General features: G+C 71.9%; 22 protein-coding genes and 1 riboswitch. Of the genes, 12 read left to right on the top strand and 10 right to left on the bottom strand.

The window, feature by feature from the left end; translation table 11 throughout:
* Window positions 1-156 precede the first annotated feature (156 nt).
* From L3i22_RS12265 to L3i22_RS54310, 3 genes are all read left to right on the top strand, one after another.
* Window positions 157-1,011: a helix-turn-helix transcriptional regulator gene (locus L3i22_RS12265; protein WP_221327086.1), complete on the top strand. Its 855-nt coding sequence runs from the start codon at window positions 157-159 to the stop codon at window positions 1,009-1,011.
* Between the two features lie 522 nt (window positions 1,012-1,533).
* A riboswitch (SAM riboswitch) is annotated at window positions 1,534-1,650 on the top strand.
* Between the two features lie 12 nt (window positions 1,651-1,662).
* Window positions 1,663-2,283: a GNAT family N-acetyltransferase gene (locus L3i22_RS12270; protein ID WP_221327087.1), complete on the top strand. Its 621-nt coding sequence runs from the start codon at window positions 1,663-1,665 to the stop codon at window positions 2,281-2,283.
* On the top strand, window positions 2,249-2,869 hold the full coding sequence (locus tag L3i22_RS54310; RefSeq protein ID WP_221327088.1) for a hypothetical protein: 621 nt from the start codon (window positions 2,249-2,251) through the stop codon (window positions 2,867-2,869). Before L3i22_RS12270 ends, L3i22_RS54310 begins: the two co-directional genes overlap by 35 nt.
* Here the strand turns inward: L3i22_RS54310 and L3i22_RS12280 are convergent.
* Entirely contained in the window at window positions 2,856-3,362 is a 507-nt protein-coding gene (locus tag L3i22_RS12280) for a GNAT family N-acetyltransferase (RefSeq protein WP_255658156.1), read from the bottom strand. The genes L3i22_RS54310 and L3i22_RS12280 overlap by 14 nt on opposite strands.
* A gap of 82 nt (window positions 3,363-3,444) precedes the next feature.
* Here L3i22_RS12280 and L3i22_RS12285 point away from each other — a divergent pair, with 82 nt between their 5' ends.
* A complete protein-coding gene (locus L3i22_RS12285) occupies window positions 3,445-4,326 on the top strand; it encodes a TIGR03560 family F420-dependent LLM class oxidoreductase (RefSeq protein ID WP_221327090.1) in 882 nt (293 codons plus the stop codon).
* A gap of 339 nt (window positions 4,327-4,665) precedes the next feature.
* The gene (locus L3i22_RS12290) at window positions 4,666-5,292 is read left to right on the top strand and encodes a PilZ domain-containing protein (protein ID WP_221327091.1); all 627 of its coding nucleotides are present in this window, start codon (window positions 4,666-4,668) and stop codon (window positions 5,290-5,292) included.
* On the opposite strand, the gene L3i22_RS12295 is transcribed toward L3i22_RS12290, so the two are convergent.
* The 6 genes from L3i22_RS12295 to L3i22_RS12320 form a co-directional block, all read right to left on the bottom strand.
* Complete coding sequence (locus tag L3i22_RS12295) at window positions 5,231-5,749, bottom strand: hypothetical protein (RefSeq protein WP_221327092.1); 519 nt, start codon at window positions 5,747-5,749, stop codon at window positions 5,231-5,233. The genes L3i22_RS12290 and L3i22_RS12295 overlap by 62 nt on opposite strands.
* 52 nt (window positions 5,750-5,801) lie before the next feature.
* Window positions 5,802-6,659 carry an RNA polymerase sigma factor SigJ gene (sigJ, locus tag L3i22_RS12300; RefSeq protein WP_221327093.1) on the bottom strand — a complete coding sequence of 286 codons (858 nt, stop codon included), beginning with the start codon at window positions 6,657-6,659 and terminating at the stop codon, window positions 5,802-5,804.
* Window positions 6,656-7,801 (bottom strand): NAD(P)/FAD-dependent oxidoreductase, encoded by a 1,146-nt coding sequence (locus tag L3i22_RS12305; RefSeq protein ID WP_221327094.1) that lies wholly within the window; start codon window positions 7,799-7,801, stop codon window positions 6,656-6,658. The genes sigJ and L3i22_RS12305 overlap by 4 nt, the downstream gene beginning before the upstream one ends.
* Before the next feature lie 121 nt (window positions 7,802-7,922).
* The gene (locus tag L3i22_RS54315; protein ID WP_221327095.1) at window positions 7,923-9,008 is read right to left on the bottom strand and encodes a DUF4190 domain-containing protein; all 1,086 of its coding nucleotides are present in this window, start codon (window positions 9,006-9,008) and stop codon (window positions 7,923-7,925) included.
* Between the two features lie 122 nt (window positions 9,009-9,130).
* The gene (locus L3i22_RS12315) at window positions 9,131-10,333 is read right to left on the bottom strand and encodes an esterase-like activity of phytase family protein (RefSeq protein WP_221327096.1); all 1,203 of its coding nucleotides are present in this window, start codon (window positions 10,331-10,333) and stop codon (window positions 9,131-9,133) included.
* A 74-nt stretch (window positions 10,334-10,407) separates the two neighbouring features.
* On the bottom strand, window positions 10,408-11,505 hold the full coding sequence (locus L3i22_RS12320) for a glutamate-cysteine ligase family protein (protein WP_255658157.1): 1,098 nt from the start codon (window positions 11,503-11,505) through the stop codon (window positions 10,408-10,410).
* 290 nt (window positions 11,506-11,795) lie between these two features.
* Between L3i22_RS12320 and L3i22_RS12325 the strand changes: the two genes are divergently transcribed.
* Window positions 11,796-12,359: a hypothetical protein gene (locus tag L3i22_RS12325; RefSeq protein ID WP_221327098.1), complete on the top strand. Its 564-nt coding sequence runs from the start codon at window positions 11,796-11,798 to the stop codon at window positions 12,357-12,359.
* Window positions 12,360-12,596: 237 nt separating this feature from the next.
* Window positions 12,597-13,040 carry a hypothetical protein gene (locus L3i22_RS12330; protein ID WP_221327099.1) on the top strand — a complete coding sequence of 148 codons (444 nt, stop codon included), beginning with the start codon at window positions 12,597-12,599 and terminating at the stop codon, window positions 13,038-13,040.
* A 166-nt stretch (window positions 13,041-13,206) separates the two neighbouring features.
* Here the strand turns inward: L3i22_RS12330 and L3i22_RS12335 are convergent, their stop codons facing one another.
* Window positions 13,207-13,695 (bottom strand): hypothetical protein, encoded by a 489-nt coding sequence (locus tag L3i22_RS12335; RefSeq protein WP_221327100.1) that lies wholly within the window; start codon window positions 13,693-13,695, stop codon window positions 13,207-13,209.
* A 155-nt stretch (window positions 13,696-13,850) separates the two neighbouring features.
* Between L3i22_RS12335 and L3i22_RS12340 the strand changes: the two genes are divergently transcribed.
* The 3 genes from L3i22_RS12340 to L3i22_RS12350 all read left to right on the top strand — a co-directional run bounded on the left by L3i22_RS12340 (window position 13,851) and on the right by L3i22_RS12350 (window position 16,528).
* Window positions 13,851-14,210 carry a nuclear transport factor 2 family protein gene (locus tag L3i22_RS12340; RefSeq protein ID WP_221327101.1) on the top strand — a complete coding sequence of 120 codons (360 nt, stop codon included), beginning with the start codon at window positions 13,851-13,853 and terminating at the stop codon, window positions 14,208-14,210.
* A gap of 503 nt (window positions 14,211-14,713) precedes the next feature.
* Complete coding sequence (locus tag L3i22_RS12345) at window positions 14,714-15,754, top strand: LacI family DNA-binding transcriptional regulator (protein WP_255658159.1); 1,041 nt, start codon at window positions 14,714-14,716, stop codon at window positions 15,752-15,754.
* Window positions 15,755-16,180: 426 nt separating this feature from the next.
* The gene (locus L3i22_RS12350) at window positions 16,181-16,528 is read left to right on the top strand and encodes a hypothetical protein (protein WP_221327102.1); all 348 of its coding nucleotides are present in this window, start codon (window positions 16,181-16,183) and stop codon (window positions 16,526-16,528) included.
* 141 nt (window positions 16,529-16,669) lie between these two features.
* On the opposite strand, the gene L3i22_RS12355 is transcribed toward L3i22_RS12350, so the two are convergent.
* Together L3i22_RS12355 and L3i22_RS12360 are read right to left on the bottom strand one after the other, a co-directional pair.
* On the bottom strand, window positions 16,670-17,518 hold the full coding sequence (locus L3i22_RS12355; protein WP_221327103.1) for a dienelactone hydrolase family protein: 849 nt from the start codon (window positions 17,516-17,518) through the stop codon (window positions 16,670-16,672).
* 116 nt (window positions 17,519-17,634) lie between these two features.
* Complete coding sequence (locus tag L3i22_RS12360) at window positions 17,635-18,594, bottom strand: Lrp/AsnC family transcriptional regulator (protein ID WP_221327104.1); 960 nt, start codon at window positions 18,592-18,594, stop codon at window positions 17,635-17,637.
* 85 nt (window positions 18,595-18,679) lie between these two features.
* Between L3i22_RS12360 and L3i22_RS12365 the strand changes: the two genes are divergently transcribed.
* On the top strand, window positions 18,680-20,104 hold the full coding sequence (locus L3i22_RS12365) for an MFS transporter (protein WP_255658160.1): 1,425 nt from the start codon (window positions 18,680-18,682) through the stop codon (window positions 20,102-20,104).
* Between the two features lie 53 nt (window positions 20,105-20,157).
* Window positions 20,158-20,709, top strand: coding sequence for a hypothetical protein (locus L3i22_RS12370; RefSeq protein ID WP_221327105.1), 552 nt, complete (start codon window positions 20,158-20,160; stop codon window positions 20,707-20,709).
* Window positions 20,710-20,937: the final 228 nt, after the last annotated feature.

The following is a 20,937-nucleotide window of genomic DNA, read 5'->3' on the forward strand; positions in this document are numbered from 1 at the left end:
TCGGCTCGTACAGCCAGATTGCCCCGGCCGGCGGGCGCTGTGGAGAGGACTGCTTTGTCTAGGATCGCCACTCCCTGGTTACGCCCGAAGCCGGCCGTTCTGCCTAGGATCGGCAGTCCCTGGCTACGCCCGGCGGCGCGAGCCACGATGGGTGCCATGGACCGACGCGAGCTCGCTGACTTCATCCGCCGCTCCCGGCAACGGCTCCGGCCGCAGGATGTCGGGCTGACCGCCGGGCCGCGCCGCCGCACGCCCGGGCTGAGGCGCGAGGAGACGGCGCAGCTGGCCGGCATGTCCGCCGACTATCTGATGCGCCTCGAACAGGCGCGCAGCCCCCAGCCCTCCACCCAGCTGCTCGGCGCGCTCGCCCACGCGCTGCGGCTCGACGAGGACGAGCGCGACCATCTATACCTGCTGGCCGGCCACCGCCCACCGGCCGGCCGTCTCGCCGGCAATCTGATCCGCCCGGCCCTGCGCACTCTGCTCGATCAACTGGTCGCCTCCCCCGCGCAGATCGTCACCGACCTCGGCGACGTGCTGGCGCAGAATCCGCTGGCCGACACCCTGTTCGGCGACATCTGCCCGGTCGGCCCGCACGACCACGAGCAGGATCACAACATCGTCTGGCGCTGGTTCAACGACCCGCGGATGCGCGCCTCGATCCCGGCCGAGGACCACGAATACTGCAGTCGGCTCTATGTCGCCGACCTGCGCGCCACGGTCGCCCGCCGTGGCACCGATCCGGTCGCCGCCGCCCTGGTCCAGCGCCTGCGCGACAGCAGCACCGAGTTTGCCGAGGTGTGGGACCGGCACGAGGTCGCCGTCCGCCGCAACAGCCGCATACGCCTGCAGCATCCGACCGTCGGCATCCTGGAGCTCGACTTCGAGATGCTGCTGACCCCGACCGACGACCAGCGCCTGATCCTGCTCACCGCCCCACCCGGCACCCCCACCGCGGAATATCTGGACCTGCTCAGAGTGGTCGGCCATGAGACCTTCCAACTCTCCTGAAAACCGTCCGCCCGGTGCGAGGCCGCTGCCGGCCAATCTCAACCCCTTCGCCGGTACGGCGGAAGAAAGATCCCCACCCGCACCAGTCCCGCGCCCCAACGGCAGGCCCACATCGGGCCCGGCCCGAGACGGGCCGCGCATGCCGTAACGGCCGCGCCGCCCCGGGTCGCGCCGCGCTGGGCTGCGCCGGGCCGGGTCGCGCCGCGCTGCGCCGGGCCGGGTCGCGCCGCGCCGCGCCGGGCCGCGCCGCGCCGCGCCGCGCCGGGCCGCGCCGCGCCGCGCCGCGCCGGGCCGGGCCGGGCCGGGCCGCGCCGGGCCGCGCCGGGCCGCGGTGCGCCGGGTCGCGTCGGGCTGGGCCGGGCCGGGCCGCGGTGCGCCGGGTCGCGCCGGGCTGGGCCGGGCCGGGCTGCGGTGCGCCGGGTCGCGCCGGGCTGGGCCGGGCTGGGCAGGTTGGTGTGGGGTGTTCGGGGTGGGAGGAGAGGGGTCTGGAGAGGACGGTGGGGGCTGTTAGGGTGACGGCAAGGTCATGAGTGCCAGCGTCAAGCCCCGGCTTGCTGGCCGGCAACCCTCCAGTTCGTGGGTGGGGTGCCCCGGGTGATGACCGGACCTGGCGCGCCGTGTGCCGGGTAAGCCGCGGAAGGGGTTCCTGCTGTGCTGCTCAACAAACTCGACGCGCCGGTTCTGGACGGGCGCCTGGTGCGCCTTGAGCCGTTGGAGCGACGGCACGCCGAGGATCTCGCCGTCGCGGCGGAGGAGGATCGTGCCGGCTACCGGTTCACCTGGGTGCCCACGGCGGGTGAGATGGACGGTTACCTCGACGCGCAGCTTGCCCGGGCCGCGGCGGGCGTGCTCCGGCCGTATGCGCAGATCTTGAAAGAGAGTGGCCGGGCGGTGGGCGTTACCGCGTTCTGGGAGCCGCGGCCCTGGCCGGACCGGGCAGAGCTCTACGCGGTCGAGGTCGGGTTCACCTGGCTGGGGGCGTCGGCGCAGGGTACCGGGGTCAACACCGAGGCGAAGTTTCTGCTGTTCCGGCATGCGTTCGAGCAGTGGAACGCGATCCGCGTCGATCTGAAGACCGACGCCCGCAATGCTCGCTCGCGGGCGGCGATCGAGCGCGTCGGGGCCCGTTTCGAGGGGGTGCTGCGGTGCTGGTCGCGGTCCTGGGCCCCGGGTGAGGACGGCCTGCTGCGGGACTCCGCGATCTTTTCGATCATCGCCTCGGAGTGGCCGCACGCTCGTGCCCACCTGGAGTCCCGCCTGCACCGCTGGTGAGGCCATCGCCACGCTGAGCTACCTGGAGGGCCCCGCGATCGCTTGCGCCGAGCCGCGTCGGGCTGCGCCGAGCCGGGCTGCGCCGCGCCGAGCCGGGCTGCGCCGCGCCGCGCCGGGCTGCGCCGCGCCGCGCCGGGCTGCGCCGCGCCGCGCCGGGCTGCGCCGGGCTGCGCCGGGCTGCGCCGGGCTGCGCCGGGCTGCGCCGGGCTGCGCCGGGCTGCGCCGGGCTGCGCCGGGCTGCGCCGGGCTGCGCCGGGCTGCGCCGGGCTGCGCCGGGCTGCGCCGGGCTGCGCCGGGCTGCGCCGGGCTGCGCCGGGCTGCGCCGGGCTGCGCCGGGCTGCGCCGGGCTGCGCCGGGCTGCGCCGGGCCGGGCTGGGCTGGGCCGCGCCGGGCTCGGCCGGGCTGCGCCGCGCCGGGCTCGGCCGGGCTGCGCCGCGCCGGGCTGGGCCGGGCTGGGCTGGGCCGGGCTGGGCTGGGCTGGGCCGGGCTGCGCTGCGCCGGGCTGGTCCGGCTGGGTCGCACCGCGCCGGGCCGGGGCGCCGGGGCGATGGCAGGACCCTCGGCGGCGCGGGCTACAGCGGCTTGAGATAGATCCGGTAGTCGGCCGGGCCGGCCAGCAACGGTGCGAGCTGGGGATACTGCTCCTCCAGGTGCCCGACCCGGTCCACCCGGTACCCGAGCCGCGTGTACCACTCGTGCAGGAACTCCTTGGCCGGCAGCACCCACCCCCGCGGCACCAGCAGCTCCAGCCGCATCGTCCGATCGCCGGCGGAGCGGCAGAAGTCCTCCGCCCAGCGGATCAGCCCGCCCCCGATGCCTTCCCCGCGACGCCCCGGGTCGGCGGCCAGCATCCCGAACTCGCCGATCCCGCCGGGCATCCGCCGCACCCGCACGACGCCGGCGAGCCGCCCGTCCCGGACATCGGCGGCCAGTTCCCCGGCCTGGGCGAGCGCGGTCACCTCGGCAAGGCTGGTCCGGCTGGCCCCGTCCTGCCACAGGCCCCGCTCGGACTCCCGGTAGACGAGATTGACCAGTTCGGTGGCATCGCCGAGATGTTCGGCACTGAGCGGCAAGATCACCCGCCCACAGTACGTCCGAGCGGCAGGCGCCTCCATTCGATCGGCACCCATTGATCAGCCAGGGCGGCGATAGGGTTGCCGCATGCGCATCTCCATCTGGCCCGGTGCAGGTCAGCCCTGGTCCGACATCGTCGAGGCCGCCCGTCACGCGGAAGTGTCCGGCTGGGACGGCGTCTGGATCGCCGACCACTTCATGCCGAACGCCGGCCCCGGCCGGGACGTCACGGCGCCGACCCTGGAGGCCGGTTCGCTGGTCGCCGGGCTCGCCGCCGCGGTCCCGCGGGTCCGGATCGGCACGCTGGTCTACGGCAACACCTACCGGCATCCGGCCGTCGTCGCCAACATGGCCGCCACCGTCGACCAGATCAGCGGCGGCCGCTTCACGCTCGGCGTCGGCGCCGGCTGGCAGGTCAACGAGCATCAGCAATACGGCATCGACCTGCCCCCGACCAGGCAGTTGCTGGACCGGTTCGTCGAGGCGCTCCAGGTCCTGCACGGCCTGCTCCGCACCCCGAAGACCACGTTCGACGGCGAGTATTACCAGCTCACCGACGCGCTCTGCGAGCCGAAGCCGATCCAGGACCCGCTGCCCATCATGATCGGCGCGAAGGGCGAGAAACGGATGCTCGGCGTCGTCGCGGAATATGCCGACCAGTGGAACACCTGGGGCCTGCCCGAGGTCATCGCCCACAAATCCGCGGTCCTCGACCGCTTCTGCGCCGAGCGCGGCCGCGACCCGAAGTCGATTGCCCGCACCGCCCAGGCCCTCGTCGTCGTCGACGGCCCGCTGCCGGAGGGCCTGCCGATGCCGATCATCGGCGGCACCCCGGCCAAGCTCGCCGACGCCATCGCCGAGTACCGCGCCGTCGGCCTCGACGAGCTGATCATCCCGGACGGTCTGCTCGGCACCGGCGCGGAAAAACTCAAGCACATGGACACGATCCTCAGCCTGGTCCGCGCCTAGCCGATCAAGATCAAATTCATCATTGCCTCGGCTGCGGCCAATAACTGATCGTCGCTCCCGCGGGGACCCTTCCGGGTCTCGCAAGGGCGCGGGGCGCCCAGAACACGAGACCCGCAAGGGCGACGTCCGAGGGTGGTTGCGGTTTCAAAGGACCCGAACCCCGGGCGCGGGGCTATGTCCGTACCAAAGCGGATCTTGAAGTTTGGGGTTGATGGTTTCAGGTTCGGAGCGGGGCGCTCCGGATCGCAACTCGAGGACCCTCACGTCGCCGGAGCCCGCGCCGACTTTGTCTTTCGACCCGCGAGGTGCGGGCCCCGGCGACGTGAAAGGCCGACAGTGATGGATCTGCCCGAGATCGGTTCCCCGATGTTCCTGGCGCTCGGGGACGGCGTGAACTTCCGGTCGCGGCTGGAGTCCGTGGAGGAGGACACCTTCAGCGTGGCCGCCCCGCTGGAGACCACCGGCCCCGAAGGCTTCCTCCCCGGGTACGAGTTCGACGTCTTCTGGGTCCCGCCGCGCAGCCGGATCGTGATGCCGGTCCTGCTCAAGGGCGTCAGCGACAACTCGCCGTTCCGCTGGACACTGTTCCCGACCGCCGAGCCGGTGATCAGCAACCGCCGGGAGTACGCCCGCGGCGGCGCCGGCGCCCCGATCCGCGTCTTCGGCGACTTCGGTCCGCAGTACCTGCAGGGCCGGATGCTCGACATCAGCGAGGGTGGCCTGCGGTTCTGGCTGCCGGACGCGAAGATGCTGCGGGAGGGCGACCAGATGCGCGCCCTGGTCTGGCTGGGCAACGGCGAGGCCGAGCTCAAGGGCAAGGTGTACGCGGTCCGCCCGGCCGGCGACGAGCCCGGTCACCACGTCGTGATGATCTTCAAGACCGTCGACCCGCTGGCCCAGATGATCAGGCAGTACGTGATCGCGTGGGAGCTGACCGAGCGCCGCCGGGCCCGTCAGCAGCACTGACCGCGGCCAGCGCCCGGATCCGGGCGCGAATGACCAGCAACGGGACGACGCCGAACACCCCGAACGAGATGTCGATCAGCTCCCACCAGAGCGGGAGCCCGCGGATCGGCCCGGCGATCAGGGCGAGCGGCACGATCGCCGCGCAGCAGACCATGCCCCACTCGATCACCCACAGGTTGCGTACGGGGTCCCGCCAGGGACCCCAGAACGCCGCCGCGATCATCAGGTGCGCGAAGGCCAGCCAGTCCGTCCCGTACGCGAGGAACGGATACCGCTCGCCGGTCACCGCCAGGCCCTCGTGCACCCGATCCACCCAGGCGACGAGCCCGTCCGGCGCGGGCAGCGCGTGCAGCAGCTCGGACAGCAACCGTGTCTCGGTGACCAGGGGAAAGGCCGTGATGCCGCTCAGTGTCAGCCCGATCAGGAACACCAGCAGCCAGGCGCGGATCGCTCTCATGATCGCAACCTAGGCGGCCACCTCATCACCACCAGCCGTGTGCACGGGACCTTCACAGGTCCCGCACCACACCTCCCTGAACCGACGCCAGCTTGTCCGGGTTGGCGGTGTTCAGGATCGCCGTCACCCGGCCGGCCGGGTCCAGGTCCAGGGTGATCGTGCCGAGCACCCGGCCGGCGCCGCTGATCACCAGGCCGGGCTCGCCGTTCAGGTCGACCAGCGCGGCCGCCATCTCGTCCGGCCGGACCCCCTGGTACGGCCGTGACCCCACCCCGGCCAGCCACGCCGCGACCCGCTCGGCGCCCTGCACCGGCCGCATCGCCTGGCGCACCTTCCCGCCCCCGTCGGTCCACAGCGTCACGTCCGGCGCGAGCAGCTCCATCAGCGTGTTGATGTCCCCGCCGGCCGCCGCCGCGAAGAACCGTTCGGTCACCGCCCGCTGCCGGTCCCGGTCCGCGGTGAACCGGGCCCGCTTCGACCGGACGTGCTCCCGCGCCCGGTGGGCGGCCTGCCGCACACTGTCCGGCGACCGGTCCACCGCCTCGGCGATCTCCTCGTAGCTGAAGGCGAACGCCTCCTTGAGGACGAACACCGCCCGTTCCAGCGGCGTCAGGTTCTCCAGCACCAGCAGCAGCGCGGGCGCCACGTCCGGCGCGTCGCCGCTGGTCAGGACCGGCTCGGGCAGCCACGGCCCGATGTAGGCCGCGCGCTTGGCGGACCGCAGCCGGTCCATCGCCACGTTCGTCACGATCCGCACCAGGTACGCCTTCGGGTCGGCGACCCTGGACCGGTCCGCCGCCGACCACTTCAGCCAGGTGTCCTGCACCGCGTCCTCGGCGTCCGCGGCACTGCCGAGGATCCGGTAGGCCACCGAGAACAGCAGGTTCCGGTAGTCGTCGAAGACGCTCATCGGGTGTAGCCGCCGCCGCGGCGCCAGCCGAGCAGCCCGATCCCGGGCGAGCGCAGGATCCGTCCGTAGGTCGTCCAGGGCGCCGAGCTCACCGTCTCCTTGTACCAGACCGCGGCGCGGCCGGACAGGTACATCCGCTTGGGCGTCTCGTCGGGGTGCACGAACTGGATCACCGCGTCCCGGCGTCCGAGACTGACCGGCTCGTGGAGGTACCCGAACCGGAACGGCCTCGGCGCCTTGCCGTCCAGCTCCCGGACGATCTGGGCGGCGGCGTGCGCCCCGGTCGGCATCCCGCTCTGGCAGGTCCCGTGCATCACGCCGTAGCGCTGGGTGATCGCGGCGGCGTCACCGACCGCGTACACGTCCGGGTGCGAGACCGAGCGCAGGGTGGCGTCGGTGACGATCCGGCCGCGATCGTCAACGGTCAGCCCGGCGGCCGCGGCCAGCGGCGACACGCGCACGCCGCTGGTCCACAGCAGCACGTCGGCCGGCGCGAAACCGCCGTCGGCCAGGTCGGCGCCGTCCGGCCGGAGCTTGACTATCTCGGCGGTCCGGACCGTGACGCCCAGCCGGCGCAGCGCGGCGTCCAGGTATTTCCGCGCCTTCGGCCCGAGGGCGCGCCCGGGCGCCTCCCGGCCGAGCAGCGTCACCGCCAGGCGCGGGTACCGTTCGGCGATCTCGGTGGCCGCTTCCAGGCCGGTCAGCCCGCTGCCGCAGACCAGCACGCGGCCTTCGCCGAGCTCATCGAGGCGGCGCGCGAACAGGCCCGCCTCGCTTGCGGAGTCCAAGGTGTACGCGTGGTCGGCCGCACCCGGAACGGCCGAGGTGTCCGCCGTGGCGCCGAGCGCGTAGACCAGCGTGTCGAATCCGAGCTCCCGCTCGTCGTCGATCCGCACCGTCTTCGCGGCGAGATCGATCCCGGTCACCCAGCCGATCTCCAGATGGTCCACGAAGCGCGCGATCGGAAGCTCCGCCAGCTGCTGCCCGGTGGCGGTCTGGTGCAGTCGCAGACGCTCGGTGAACCGCCCGGTCCCGTTGACGACGGTGACCTCGACGTCGGCGCGCCGCCGGGTCCGCCCGATCAGGCTGACCGCCGCGAGCATGCCCGCGTATCCCGCGCCGAGAACCATGATCCTGTGCATCGCCGTACCCCTTTTCCCGTGGTGTTTACCGCGAGACGACCGGGCGTACGGCGAGCGTGAAGTGCTGTGTTCCAGGTCACTACCCGGCCGCCCGTGGTGGCGGGCGGCCGGTCAGCGGGTGTTACTTCTTGACCATCGATCCGGTCCAGGTGCCCTTCTCGGGCACCGCGATGCAGGTGACGATGCGGTCCTCGGACCACGACTCGTCGGACGGGTAGACGTACCAGTACTCCGCGTCGGCGAACTTGCCCTTCGCGAACTTGTCGAGCGCGGCGTCGCAGCGCTTCTGCGCCTCGGCCTCGACCTTCTTCTCGCCCGGGTAGGCGCCCTTCGGGAAGCTCCAGACGTAGTACACCTCGCCGGCGTGCGGCTTGCTGCACAGGATCGTCGGGAACTCGCTCGCGCTGCCGTTCTCGTCGATCTCCGAGATGCAGTCGCCGGCGACCAGCTTCTCGGTCTGGACGGTGCCCAGGTCGTACGCGTTCTTCAGGCTCGACGCGCTCGGCGACGGGGTCGCCTCGGTGGTCTCCTCGATCGTCGGCCCGGTCCCGGACGCGAAGTCCGAGTCGGTCGTCGACGTGGTGCTCTGGGCGAACGAGCCGATCACGATCGCCGCGGCGATGCCGGCGATCCAGAGGCCGGACAGGCTCAGCCCCGCGATGGCCAGTCCCTTGCCCTTGTCACCGCGCTTCGGGATCTGGGTGAGGGCGACGATGCCGAAGATGACGCTGAACAGGACACCACCGAGGACCCCGAAGATCAGTGAGGCGATGGCGAAGCCGTTGGTCTTGACCGGCTGCCCGTAGCCCGGGTAACCGACCGGGTAGCCGGGCGGCGGCGGATACGCGCCGGGCTGCGGATATCCGGGCGGCGGCGGGTAGGCGCCGGCCGGCGGGTAGACACCGGGCGGCGGGAAGGCCCCGGCCGGCTGGTACGGCGCCGGTGGCGGGAAGCCCGCGGCCTGATCCGGCGGCGGCGGGAAGGCGGCCGGCGGGGGAAACGCCGCGGGCGGGGGGAAGCCACCGGGCGGGGGGAAGCCACCGGGCGGGGGGAAACCGCCGGGCGGCGGGAAAGCAGCCGTCGGGGGGACGTCCGCGGGTGGCGGATACATCGGAGCGGTGGGCGGCGCGGCCAGCGGGTCGCTGGGCGCCGGGCCGGCAGCCAGCGGATCGACCGGCTGCGGCTGCCCGGGAATTTCCTCGTTCACGCGGGGACGCTAACCCAGGAAACGATCTTTTCTGAGCCCGTGACGGTGTCGATTCCGTATCGACGAACGGGTGGGACCGGCGCGGCAACGCCGGTCCCACCCGTTCGATCGGACGACGCGGGTCAGCGCAGCAGATCCCGGTCGGCGTGCAGACGCGCCGGCAGCTCGATGGTGATCCACTCGTTGTTGTCCGCCTGGCCCTCGGTACGGCCGCTGGAGAACGGGAAGTTGTTGTCGTTCAGCACCGCGAGGTGGGTGTCGTCCAGGATCACCACGTCCTCGATGGTCTGGAACGGGAAGGTGAACGTGGTCCCGAAGCCGCCCAGTTTGCGGGGGTTGGCGATGTTCATCAGGTCCACCAGCAGCGTCTTGTCGAGCAGGCCGTCGTGGTTCCGGTCCCGCTTGTCGGCCAGGTAGAGCCGCTTGAACTTCGCGGTCGCGCCCTGCCCGCCGTCCCGCTCGATGACCAGGAAGCGGTTGTCGTCCACCGCGATGGCGTCGCCGATCGCGTTCGACGTCGACTCCAGCTGGTAGCGGTAGCGCTTGCCGGTGTACGTCTGCTTCCGGGTGTCGAACTCGTTCAGCCGCAGCTGACCGGGGGTGTCCCCGTTCACCGTGCCCTCCAGCAGGCCGTAGACGTAGCGCCCGCTCGGCGACGAGGCGAGACCCTCGAAGCCCTTGCTGCTGTTGGTGGTCGCCGGCACGCCGGTGCGCGCGGCGGTCTCCGGCGCGATCACGCCGTCCAGCGGGATCGGGGCGGTGAGCAGCCGGCCGGCCCGGTCGAAGTGCAGCAGGTACGGCCCGAACTCGTCACCGATCCAGAACGTGCCGTCCGTGGCCTTGACGATCGACTCGACGTCGAAGTCGGCGCCGGTCAGCACCCGGTCATCGCGGACCAGCTTCCACGGGACCTGCTCGTTCGGGTCGGTCAGGTTCAGGCCGCCGACCACGTCCACGGTGCCGGTCGCGAAGGCCGGGGCGAGCCGCTGGATGCGCAGCAGGAAGTCGGCCGAGTTGGCCTGGTTGCCGTACCCGTTGTCGGAGAGCACGTCGAACGTGCCGTCGTGGTTGTCGACGATGCCGGAGAAGCCCTGCACCGGCTGGTCCGCGAACGGCGCGGGGAACCCGTGCAGGTCGCCGGTGACCAGGGCGCCGGACGGCTCACTGCCGGGGACGAACGTGCCGGCCGGCAGCGCGGCCCAGCCGGTCAGGGTCGGGGCGGTGACCTTCGGGTGGCCGCCCGCGTGCGACGCGGTGCCGGCCAGAGTCACGGCGAGGACCAGCGCACCGGCGCCGGCGAGCGTGCGATTGACGATCATTCCCATGTGGCCGGACGTTAGGGAGGCCGGGTGAATGACCGGCAACACCCCGATGTCCATCGATCAGCGGGGGATGGACTTCAGCGGACCTTACCGGCGGCTCGGTCGAGCAGGTCGTCGGCGGGGCAGCGGCCCCGGTTCACATACATGTCGGTGAAGTCGGCGACCGCGTCCCGCAACTCCCGGCCGGCGCCCTGCCGGGCCAGCGCGCCGTACGCCGCCAGGAAGCAGGCGCGCGCCGCGTCGGCCAGGACCGGGTCGGTGAGCGCGTCGCGGGCGGCCCGCTCCCACAGCCCGGGCTCGGCGGCCAGGTGCGCGGTGGCGGCGTACGCCTCCTCGGCCGCGCGCGGGTCGTCGAGCAGCGCGACGATCACCGCGACCGGGACCCGCCAGCCGTGGCCGGCCTGCCGGTCGGCCACGTCGATCTCCAGGTGACCACGGGCGGCGACCGGCGGGCGCAGGCCGGTCAGGTGGCGGTCGAGATCGGTTTCGGTCAGGCGGGCGCCGGCACGGAACCGGTCGCGGAGACTGCGGCCGGTGACCGTGGTGGCGTCCATGACGTGCGTGGTCCACGACGTACGCGAATCGATCGTGAAGCCGAAGCCCGCCGCGAGTGAATCCGGAATCCGCTGCACCGGAAGGTGTTGATCTTGACCGGGCAGGACCGGGAGGTCGCGGCGCGCCGCCTGGCGGACGCTGCGCCAGCCGGTCGGGCGGCCGTCGCGCAGCGGCGCGTTGGCGAACGCCGCGGCCAGCACCGGGGCGACGGTGTGCGCGAGGACCCAGCGGCGCGCGAGGCCGAGCGGGCCGTTCTCGTCCAGTCCGGCCTCCAGGCCGACGCGGATCCCGGCAGTTTCCGAGATCTCCGCGGTCGCCTGCGCCGTGGCGAACGGGAGCACGGTGAGTCCGTGCTGGTCCATCACCCGGGTCGCGGCGGCGAGGTCGTCGGACGTCCGGCGGAGCGCGACCTCCAGGCCGGGCGACGGGGGAGCGCTGACCGCGACCACCCGCGGTGACCGGGGATCGAGGAAGCCGTGCCGCAGCGGGCGGCGGCCGGCCGGCGCGGACGCCGGATCGAGCAGCAGGTCGACGGCGATCCCGACGAACCCCGGCATTCCGGGAGCGAACGCCCGCGCCGCGATGAGCTCCTCGGCGGCCTGCTCGGTCAGGATTGTCACGCGATGCCTCCGCTGGCGCTCGAGAAGTACGGCCCGAACAGATATCGGCGGGCCGGGGCGTTTCTTCAGTTGCCGGGGCGGCGCCGGATGCGGTCGGAGCGCCTCTCGGCGTCTCCGCTGCTCCGGCCACCGGCCCCGTGGTGGCGAGCATAGCATTCCTATCTGCGTGATAGGAATAGCGCAGCGGACCCTTTCGGGATAGCCTCCTAGGATGCCTTAGGGGTGGAATCAGGGCCATCTCCGGGGAAGTGCCGGTGCTCCGCCCGTCCCGCCGGTCATAGCGTCAGCCCATGGCATCGAACTCGGTCATCGTCCGCCGCACCGCCCTCGCCGCGCCGCTCCTGCTCCTGCTCTACGGCGTCCTCCGCTTCGCCGACGGCCTCGACGGCCACCGCGGCTCCGGCTTCCTGTGGAACGCCGGTCACCTGGCGTTCTTCGCCGGCATGGTGCTGTTCGGCGTGCTCGCCGTCGCGGTCCGCGGCACCTTCCCGAAAAATCATCGGCTCGCCACCGCGGCCACCGGCCTCAACCTGGCCGGCGTCCTCTGCTTCCTCTGGGTGATCACCGGCGACCTGTTCCCGGCATTCGGCGACGCGGCCCCGCTGCCCGGCCCGCTCGAGGTCGCCGGCCCGATGCTCTTCCCGCTCGGCACCCTGATCCTTTTCGGCCTGATGGTCGCCGCCCGCCGCCTGCCGGTGTGGACCCCGCTGCTGTTCGGCGCCGGCATCGCCGCGATCACCGTCGACCTGGACCTGCTCCCGTTCGCCGCGCTGACGATCCTGCTCGCGCTGGCTCCGCTCCGCCGCCCCGCGCGCCCGCGCCACCTGCGCCCCAGCCCGGCCATGCTCCTCTGACCTCCCGGTCGGCCGGGCTTGCGGTCGGTTGGGTTTGCGGTCGGCCGGGCTTGCGGTCGGCCGGGCTTGCGCCATAAAACACCTATTTGGTACGGACATTGCCGCCGTTTTCGCCAGCTTTTTGATCGCCCGAAGGTGGGGCCTACCGTCGATCGCTACCGTCCGTCGCGTGAAATTCGCGCTGTGTCATGGTTCGGCAGGTCGAAATTGTCGTACGTGAGTGGGAGCATCCGCAGCATGGAGATTCTGCCCGGCAGGGGCGTCGCAATGGTGCGGGTCGGCGAGACACGAGCCGAGGTGGAGGCGCGCCTCGGTCCGCCCGCCCATCCGGGCATCCCGGCCCGCTCGGTCTACGACACCGAGCCGTCGCTGGTGGTCGACTACGACGGCGACGTGGTGGAGCTCGTCGAACTGGGCTGCTCCGGCGACGGCGGCGAGCAGGCCACGGTGGACGGTGTCCAGCTGACGTATCGATTCATGGACGAGGTCGTCGCCGAGCTGACCGAGCTCGGTCACCGTCCCGAGCCGTGCGACTCCGGCTACGCGTTCCGCGCCGGCTTCACCATCTTCTCGACCGGCTCGCGCCACGCCGCCGACCTCGACCCGCTCGCCACCCCGGACGATCCCCGCGAGATCGTCGAGGGCGTCGGCATCGCCCCCGCTGCCTTCTGGCTGGGCTGACCCGAGCCCGCCGCCTTCTGGCTGGGCTGACTTCGGGCCTGCCGCCTTCTGGGTGGGCTGACCTCGGGCCCGCCTCCGCCGCCGCCCTGGCTGGTGGCCGGGCGGCCCCGAGCCCGCCGGCCCCTGGCTCGGCCGGTGGCTGACCCCGAGCCCGCCGGGCCGTGGATCAGAAGTTGATGGTGACGCCGGCGGCCTGGCAGGCGGTGGTGAGGTTGCCGCTGAGCTGCGCGAATCCGGCGTCCGCGGCGGCGCTGATCGGGTCCGCGGCGGTCGCGGCCTTGGCCACCTCGTCGGCGACCGCCCGCGCGGCGACGGTCACCTCGGTGGCCTCGGCGAACACGAGCGACTCGTTCACCGTGGCGTGAAACGCCGTGAAAGCCTTCTTCGCGTCGGCCACCTCGACGTGGCCGTCCGCCTTCTGCGCCTGCGAGAGGCCGTTCTTCATCGTGCTCCCGGCCTTGTTGACCGTGTCGCAGAGCTCCTTGTCACCGGTCACCTTCCCGCCGGTGCCGGTGCCGCCGCCCGACGCGGACGGGGCAGCGGCGATCGCCGACGTCTTCGGGGCGGCGCTCTCCGTGTTCGAGTCGCCGCAGGCGGCGAGGCTCGCCAGACAGGCGCAGAGCAGGGCGACGGGAACGATCCGGGAACGCATCACGGCCACGGACGGTAGCCGACGTTCCTGAGAGCCCACCCGCGGGACCGGTCCGTCAGGGAAATAGTCGGCACTGCTCCCGCTTCTGCCCTTGGCAGATGAATGGCGGATCGGGCCCGGGAGCTTTCTATCCTGGGCGGGTGAGCGCGGAAGATCCCATGAGCGAGCTGTTGGCCGCGGAGCGACGCCTGCAACAGGCACAGCGAAACGGGGACGTCGACGAGCTGGATCGGCTGCTCGATGACCGGCTGATCGCCATCGGTCCGGACGGCGGCCGCCACACGAAGGACGACGACCTCAACGCCTACCGTTCCGGTACCTCGGTGATCGACACCCTGACCCAGGAGAGCCTGGAGTCGCTGATCGTCGACACCACCGGCGTGACGTTCGTCGTCTGCTCGGTGACAGGCACCTACGGCGGAAAGCCGGTCAGCGCCCACCTCCGCTACACGCGGACCTGGTCGTACAGCGAAAATGTCGGCTGGCGCATCGTAGCCGCCCACATCGCCACTCTCTGACCTCCCGGCCGAAGGTCTGTGCCATCAGACCCAAGAAGCCACCAAATCCCCGTGCCACCAACAGCCCGGCCCTGCCCGGCCCTGCCCGGCCCTGCCCGGCCCTGCCCGGCCCTGCCCGGCCCTGCTCGGCCCTGCCCTGCTCGGCCCTGCCCTGCCCTGCTCGGCCCTGCTCGGCCGATGCCGCTCTGTGGCCGGTGTTCATGAGGGCTTCGTGGCCGGGGTAGGGCACCCGGCTCGCGTTTTCTGTGGGACCGTCGTTGCCAGGTAGCGCGCGCTTCCGGATCATGACCCCCGGCTCGAACGCGGCACGGGCCAGCTCATATGCCGGAAATCCAAGGCAATGTCGGGTTCCGTGCTTCATTTTGGGAGTAACCGCCCGCCCACATCGCCTGCGGGCCAGCCGGTTGAAATGTTTCATTCACGGTGCGATGCTGACATTCCCGGATGGGAGCGCTCACCCTAGAATGCGTTTCAATCCATCGTTCAATTGAGGGGGCACGGGGTTGGCTCTGCAGCCGCGCAACGGGCGCGCGCCGTCGGTCAAGGACGTGGCGGCAGCCGCCGGCGTCTCCCTCGGCACGGTGTCCAACGTGCTCAACCGGCCCGCCGTGGTCAGCACCGCCACCCGCGAGCGGGTCGAGCGCGCCATGGCCGACCTCGGGTTCGTCCGCAACGAGTCGGCCCGTCAGCTGCGCGCCGGCACCAGCCGCGCCCTGGCGTACGTGATGCTCGACGGCGGCAACCCGTTCTTCCAGGACGTCGCCGAGGGCATCGAGAACGCCGCCGACGCCGCCGACCTGTCACTGTTCGTCTGCAACAGCGGTGGCCGCGCCGAGCGCGAGTCCAAGCACCTCGACCGCCTGGTCCAGCAGCGGGTCCAGGGCATCCTGATCACCCCGGTCGACCCGGACGCGGGACACCTGGTCGAGATCGCCCGTCGCGGCATCCCGTTCGTGATGGTCGACCGGCTCAGCAGCGCCGGCGGCCACTGCTCGGTCGCCGTCGACGACGTGCTGGGCGGCCGGATCGCCGTCGAGCACCTGATCGATCGGGGACACGATCGGGTGGCGTTCGTCGGCGGGCCGGGCACCATCGGCCAGGTCCGCGAGCGGTACCAGGGGGCCCGCGAGGTGTGGGAGGAGTTCGGCAAGCCCGCCGAGGACCTGATCCACCTGCCGACCGAGGCGCTGACCGTGAGCGAGGGCCGGTCCGCGGGCGAGCGGCTGGCCGGGCTGCCGTCCCGGCGGCGGCCGACCGCGGCGTTCTGCGCCAACGACCTGCTCGCACTGGGACTGCTGCAGCATGCCGTGACCGCCGGCCTGCGAGTGCCGGACGACCTGGCCATCGTCGGCTTCGACGACATCGACTTCGCGGCCGCCGCGGCCGTGCCGTTGACCTCGGTCCGCCAGCCCCGGCAGGAGCTGGGCCGGACGGCGGCCCGCCTGGTCCTGGACGAGGCGACCAATCCGGACCACGAGCACGAGCAGGCCACGTTCGTGCCGGCACTGGTGGCGCGAGCCTCTACGGGAACGATTCGTCGCTGATCAGTGACCTCCCCAGGCTTGGTCCGAAGTTGAGCTGAGCCGCCTCGCCCGGCTTGGCCCGGCGTTGAGCTCAGCCGCCTCGCCCGGCTTGGCCCGAAGCTGAGCCCAGCCGCCCCGCCCGGCTTGGCCCGAAGCTGAGCCCAGCCGCCCCGCCCGGGTCGGTCCGGCGTTGAGCTCAGCCGCCTCGCCGCGGCTTCACGCGGGCAATTCTAGGTCCGTTCCGCCGGCGGTTCGAGTTATCCACACCAATGGCTTGTCCACAGGCCCCCTCCCAAGATCACGCCATTCCGGGATAATGGAGCAGGGCAGGCCCCCGTGGTGGGTGGGGAATCTGCCGGGGTGGGCGGGGCCGCGGCGGGGCGATGATCGAAGTGGCCGGGATCCCGGCTGGCGGAGGTGTTTCGGGAGCTGGCAAGCTGACCGGCTGTGGAAGCACTCCGGTTGATCCTGCTCTTCGTGCACCTTGTCGGCTTCGCCCTGTTGCTGGGTGGGGCGATCTCGCAGTTCCTCTCCGGCACGTTCCGGATCACTCCCGCGGTCCTGTGGGGATCGATCATCCAGCTGGTCAGCGGGCTCGGCCTGGCGGCGCCGCTGCGCGGTGGCGGGGACCACGAGCCAGATCCGGCCAAGCTCGTGGTCAAACTGGTCATCGCCGTGCTGATCTTCATCATGGTGTTCATCCCGCGTAAGCGGGAAGCGGTCAACAAGGGCCACTACATCGGCATCATCACGCTGACCCTGGCGAACGCGGCAGTCGCGGTCTTCTGGCACTGAGAAAGCCGGCACCGCGCCCCGGGAAGTCGACAAACGAGGCCGCCGACCGGCCCCGGGAAACCGGCGCCCGGAGCCGGCGATCCGAGCAGAGACGCCGGCGGCCGAGTGGAAAGGCCGCCGGCGCCCCCTACCGGAACAGCGTCAGGAATGCGGGCAGGTGTCCCGGTACTCCTGGATCGCGGACCCCGACGGCGCCGGGCAGAGGAACTGCTCATACCGCGTGTCATTGTCGATGAAGCGCTTCAACCAGGAGATGCTGTACTTCGCGATGGTCACGTTCGCCGACGTAGGCGCCGAGTGGGTCGCGTTGTTCAGTTCCAGGTACGCCTTGTCCAGCGTGCTCGGCAGGCTGGTGTAGAACGCCTCCGCGTGCGACGCCACCGGCGCCGTGGTGTCGTTCTCCGCGCCGATGATCAGGGTCGGGACCTGGTCGGTGGTCCAGCTCTTGGTGGTGTGCCAGGGCGTGAGCGGAACCGCCGCCTGCAGGGACGGCCGGGTCTTGGATGCGGACAGGCTGCCGCCGCCACCCATCGAGTAGCCCATCACGCCGAGCCGGGTGGCGTCGATGCGGGTGCGGACCGTGCTGGTGCCGGTCAGGTAGTCCAGGGCGGCGAGCAGTTGCGTGCCCCGGCTGTCCGGGAAGTCGTAGACGCTGAGCGTGTCGATGACGATCACGACGAAGCCCTGCGAGGCGATCCGCGGCCCGAGCCAGGCGACCGCGGACTTCGAGTTGGTGTAGCCGGGTGCGATGGAGACCGCCCCGAACGTCCCGGCGCTGGTGTCGGTCGGGTAGTAGATCGTGCCGCCGCCGAAGCTGCTGGTCCGGGCGACGGTCGTGGAGGCGGTGGCGAACGGGCCGGTGGTGGCCTCGATGCTGGCGGTGGTCGGGGCCGGGCCCCGCTCGTACGGATTGGCCGCCTGCGCCGGCGCCGGCGCGAGCGTGACGACGACCGCCAGGACGGAGGCGGCCAGTAATGATCGGACGGACATGAGGACTCCCAACATCGGACGGGATGGGGAGACCGATCTAGATCGATACTAGTGAATATTATTAACGAGATCCTTACTCGCCGGTAATCCCGGCGGGTACCTGTCGCCGCGGTATGTCAGCGCACCGACCCGAGCTGCTTCACGTGCTTCAGGACCGGCGAGGACTCGATCCGCTCCACCCCGTCGAGCAGGCTGAGCCGCTCCGTCACGTACCGGTAGAACGACGGCATGTCCCGGCAGATCGCGGTGGCCTGCACATTCGTCGGCCCGGTGGTGGCGGCCGCGAAGACGATCTCCTCGTGCGCGCTCAGCGCGGCGCCGACCGACGCGACGCGGGCCGGCGCGACCGACAGCCACAGCATCACCACCGCGCGGAACCCGAACAGCTCCGGCTCGATCTCCACGTCGGTGTAGAGCGACCCCGACCCGAACAGCTCGGTGACCCGGCGGCGCACCGTCGACTCCGGCCAGCCGGTCGAGCCGGCCAGCTCGGCGTAGCTGAGCCGCCCATCCCAGGCGAGCGCCTCGATCAGCGGGGCGTCGGCCGCGGTCAGATGCGCGGCCGGGCCGGAGCCGGCCGGCCGCTCCGGGGTCAGCGCCGCGATCTGGTCCGCGGTCAGCGAGTCGTCGCGCAGGTCCGGCCCGACCGCGCCGCCGACGTAGTGGTGGATCACGCAGTGCGCGCTCACCGAGACCAGGCGCGGGGTCCGTGGCAGCTTCTGCAGCAGTAGCGACTCCCGGTCGGCGGACGCCGGCACGTGCACGCTCCCGGCGATCTCGGTGCCGCCGGACGTGATCGAGACCCAGGTGGTGTCCGGGCGGCGGGACAGGGCCAGGGCGATCGGCAGCGCCGCGTCGGGAGCGGCGCGCAGGCGGAGCGTCCAGGTCTCGTACCCAAGCTCGATGGGGTTTGGCAGACCGACCACCCGCAGCCGCGCCTCCTCGCGCAAGCGGCGATAACGTCGCGCGACGGTCTGATCGGAGACGCCGAGGACCGTGCCGATCTCGCGGTAGCCCGCGCGGCCGTTGATCCGCAGCGCGTGCGTGACCAGCCGGTCCAGCGTGTCGATTTCCACCATACGACGGTATCGGATGTCGAGATCCGCAAGGTAGAGCGATCTGATGCCGTCTCCGGGGAGAAAAACCGGCATCCTGCTGTGCATGCGCAAATGGTCACCACTGATCGCCGTCTGCCTCGGCACCTTCCTGCTGCTGGTGGACGTCACCATCGTCGTCGTGGCGCTGCCGTCGATCGCCGACAAGTTCGGGGCGGACTACTCCGACCTGCAGTGGGTGCTCGACGGATACGCCCTCGCCCTCGCCGCGCTGCTGCTCGGCGCCGGCTCCCTCGCCGACCGCTACGGCCGCCGCCGCACCTACCTGGTCGGCATCGGCGTCTTCGCGGTCTCCTCCCTGCTCTGCGCGATCGCGCCGAACGAGCAGGCCCTGATCGCCGCCCGGGTCCTGCAGGGCGCCGGCGGCGCGGCCATGTTCGCCTGCACCGCGGCCCTGCTCAACGTGACCTATCGCGGTCACGACCGGGGTATCGCGTTCGGCATCTGGGGCGCCGTCAACGGGGCCGCCGCGGCCGCCGGACCGCTCGCCGGCGGCCTGCTCACCGAGCACTTCGGCTGGCGCTGGGTGTTCCTGGTCAACCTGCCGATCTGCCTGATCGCGGTCTGGTTCACGCTCCGTGGCGTCGCCGAGTCGAAGGCGCCCTGGGGCGGCCGCTTCGACCTGCCCGGCACGATCACGTTCACGCTTGCGGCCGGGGCCGTGACGTACGGCCTGATCCGCGCCGGCGACGCCGGCTGGACCGACGGGATCGCCCTGACCTCGTTCGCCGTCGGCCTGGTCGCGCTGGTCGCGTTCATCGCCGTGGAACTCCGCTCCGACCACCCGATGCTGGACCTCGCCCTGTTCAAGCGGCCCGCGTTCGCGGCGCTGATCGTGGCGGCGTTCCTGACCCAGGCCGCGGCGTTCGGCTACCTGCCGTTCGGGACCGTGTGGCTGCAGCAGGTGCTCGGCTACGGGCCGGTCGACGCCGGCCTGTACGGCGCGCTGCCGATGGCCGCCGCCTCGCTGGTCGTCGGCGCGGCCGCCGGCAAGTTCCTGCAGAAGGTCTCGCCGCGCTGGACGGTCGGCCTGGGCCTGCTGCTGATCGCGGCCGGTGACCTGCTCCAGGCCCGCCTGCACGCGGACAGCAGCGGCTCGATCCTGATCCCCGGCCTGATCGTCGTCGGTCTCGGCGTCGGCTGCGTGCTGCCGTCGCTGTCGTCCGCGGTGCTCGCCGAGGTGCCCCGGGAGCGCAGCGGCATGGCCGGCGGCGCGCTGAACACGTTCCGCCAGCTCGGCTTCGCCCTCGGCGTCGCGGTCTTCGGCACGATCTTCGCCGACCGGATCGCCGACGCGCACGGGCAGCCGGCCGGCTTCGCCGACGGGCTCAACGCCACGCTCTACGTGGCGGGCGGAACCGCCCTGGTCGCGGCCGTGATCGTGCTGGCCCTGGTCCGGCGCCGGGCCACCGCGCACACCGGCGAGGGGGACCTTCGGCCCGCACAGTCAGGTGATCTGACCCGGGCATGACGACCGGAGAACGAGGAGTGTCTGAGGCAGAGAGATTGATGGAGGAGGAAGCGATGACCACCGTCGCAGCTCACCGCCTCGAGCACGTCGAGGCCCCGGGCGCCATGCTCACCAAGGCCGCTGCCAAGACACTCGCCGTTCTCCGGTTCGCGACCGGATTCGTCTTCCTCTGGGCATTCCTGGACAAGACGTTCGGCTTCGGCTACGCCACCCCGTCCGCCAAGGCCTGGATCAACGGCGGTTCACCCACCAAGGGCTTCCTGTCGAGCGTCGAGGCCGGCCCGTTCCAGAGCCTGTTCCACAACCTGGCCGGCAACGTCGTCGTCGACTGGGCGTTCATGCTCGGCCTGCTCGGCATCGGACTCGCCCTGATCCTCGGCATCGGCCTGCGGGTCGCCGCGGGTGCCACGACCGCCATGATGGCCATGATGTGGCTCGCCGAATGGCCCCTGGCCAGCGGCTCCAGCAACCCGATCGTCGACTACCACGTGATCTACGCCCTGGGCGCGGTGATCATCGCCCTCACCTACGCCGGCCACACCTGGGGCCTGGGCCGCCTCTGGGCCCGCCTCCCGCTGATCCAGAAGAACCGCTGGCTCATCTGAAAACCATCCCGCAAGCCCGGGCCGCTTCGGCCCGGGCTTCACTTCTTGCTTCGGTACGGCCGGTGCCCCGTCCCCAGCCCACCCGCCTTGACACACCTCCCCGCCGCGCGAAGGGTGGTCGCCATCGGCAGACAGGATGCGCACCCGTGAATCAGGAACGCCTGGGCGAGCGCGCCCGTGAGCTGTCCGACCTCGACGAGCTGCGCCGCCTGGCCGCCGCCGGCCACG

Origin of the sequence: Actinoplanes sp. L3-i22 (assembly GCF_019704555.1) — a bacterium.
In the GTDB taxonomy this organism is placed as follows: domain Bacteria; phylum Actinomycetota; class Actinomycetes; order Mycobacteriales; family Micromonosporaceae; genus Actinoplanes.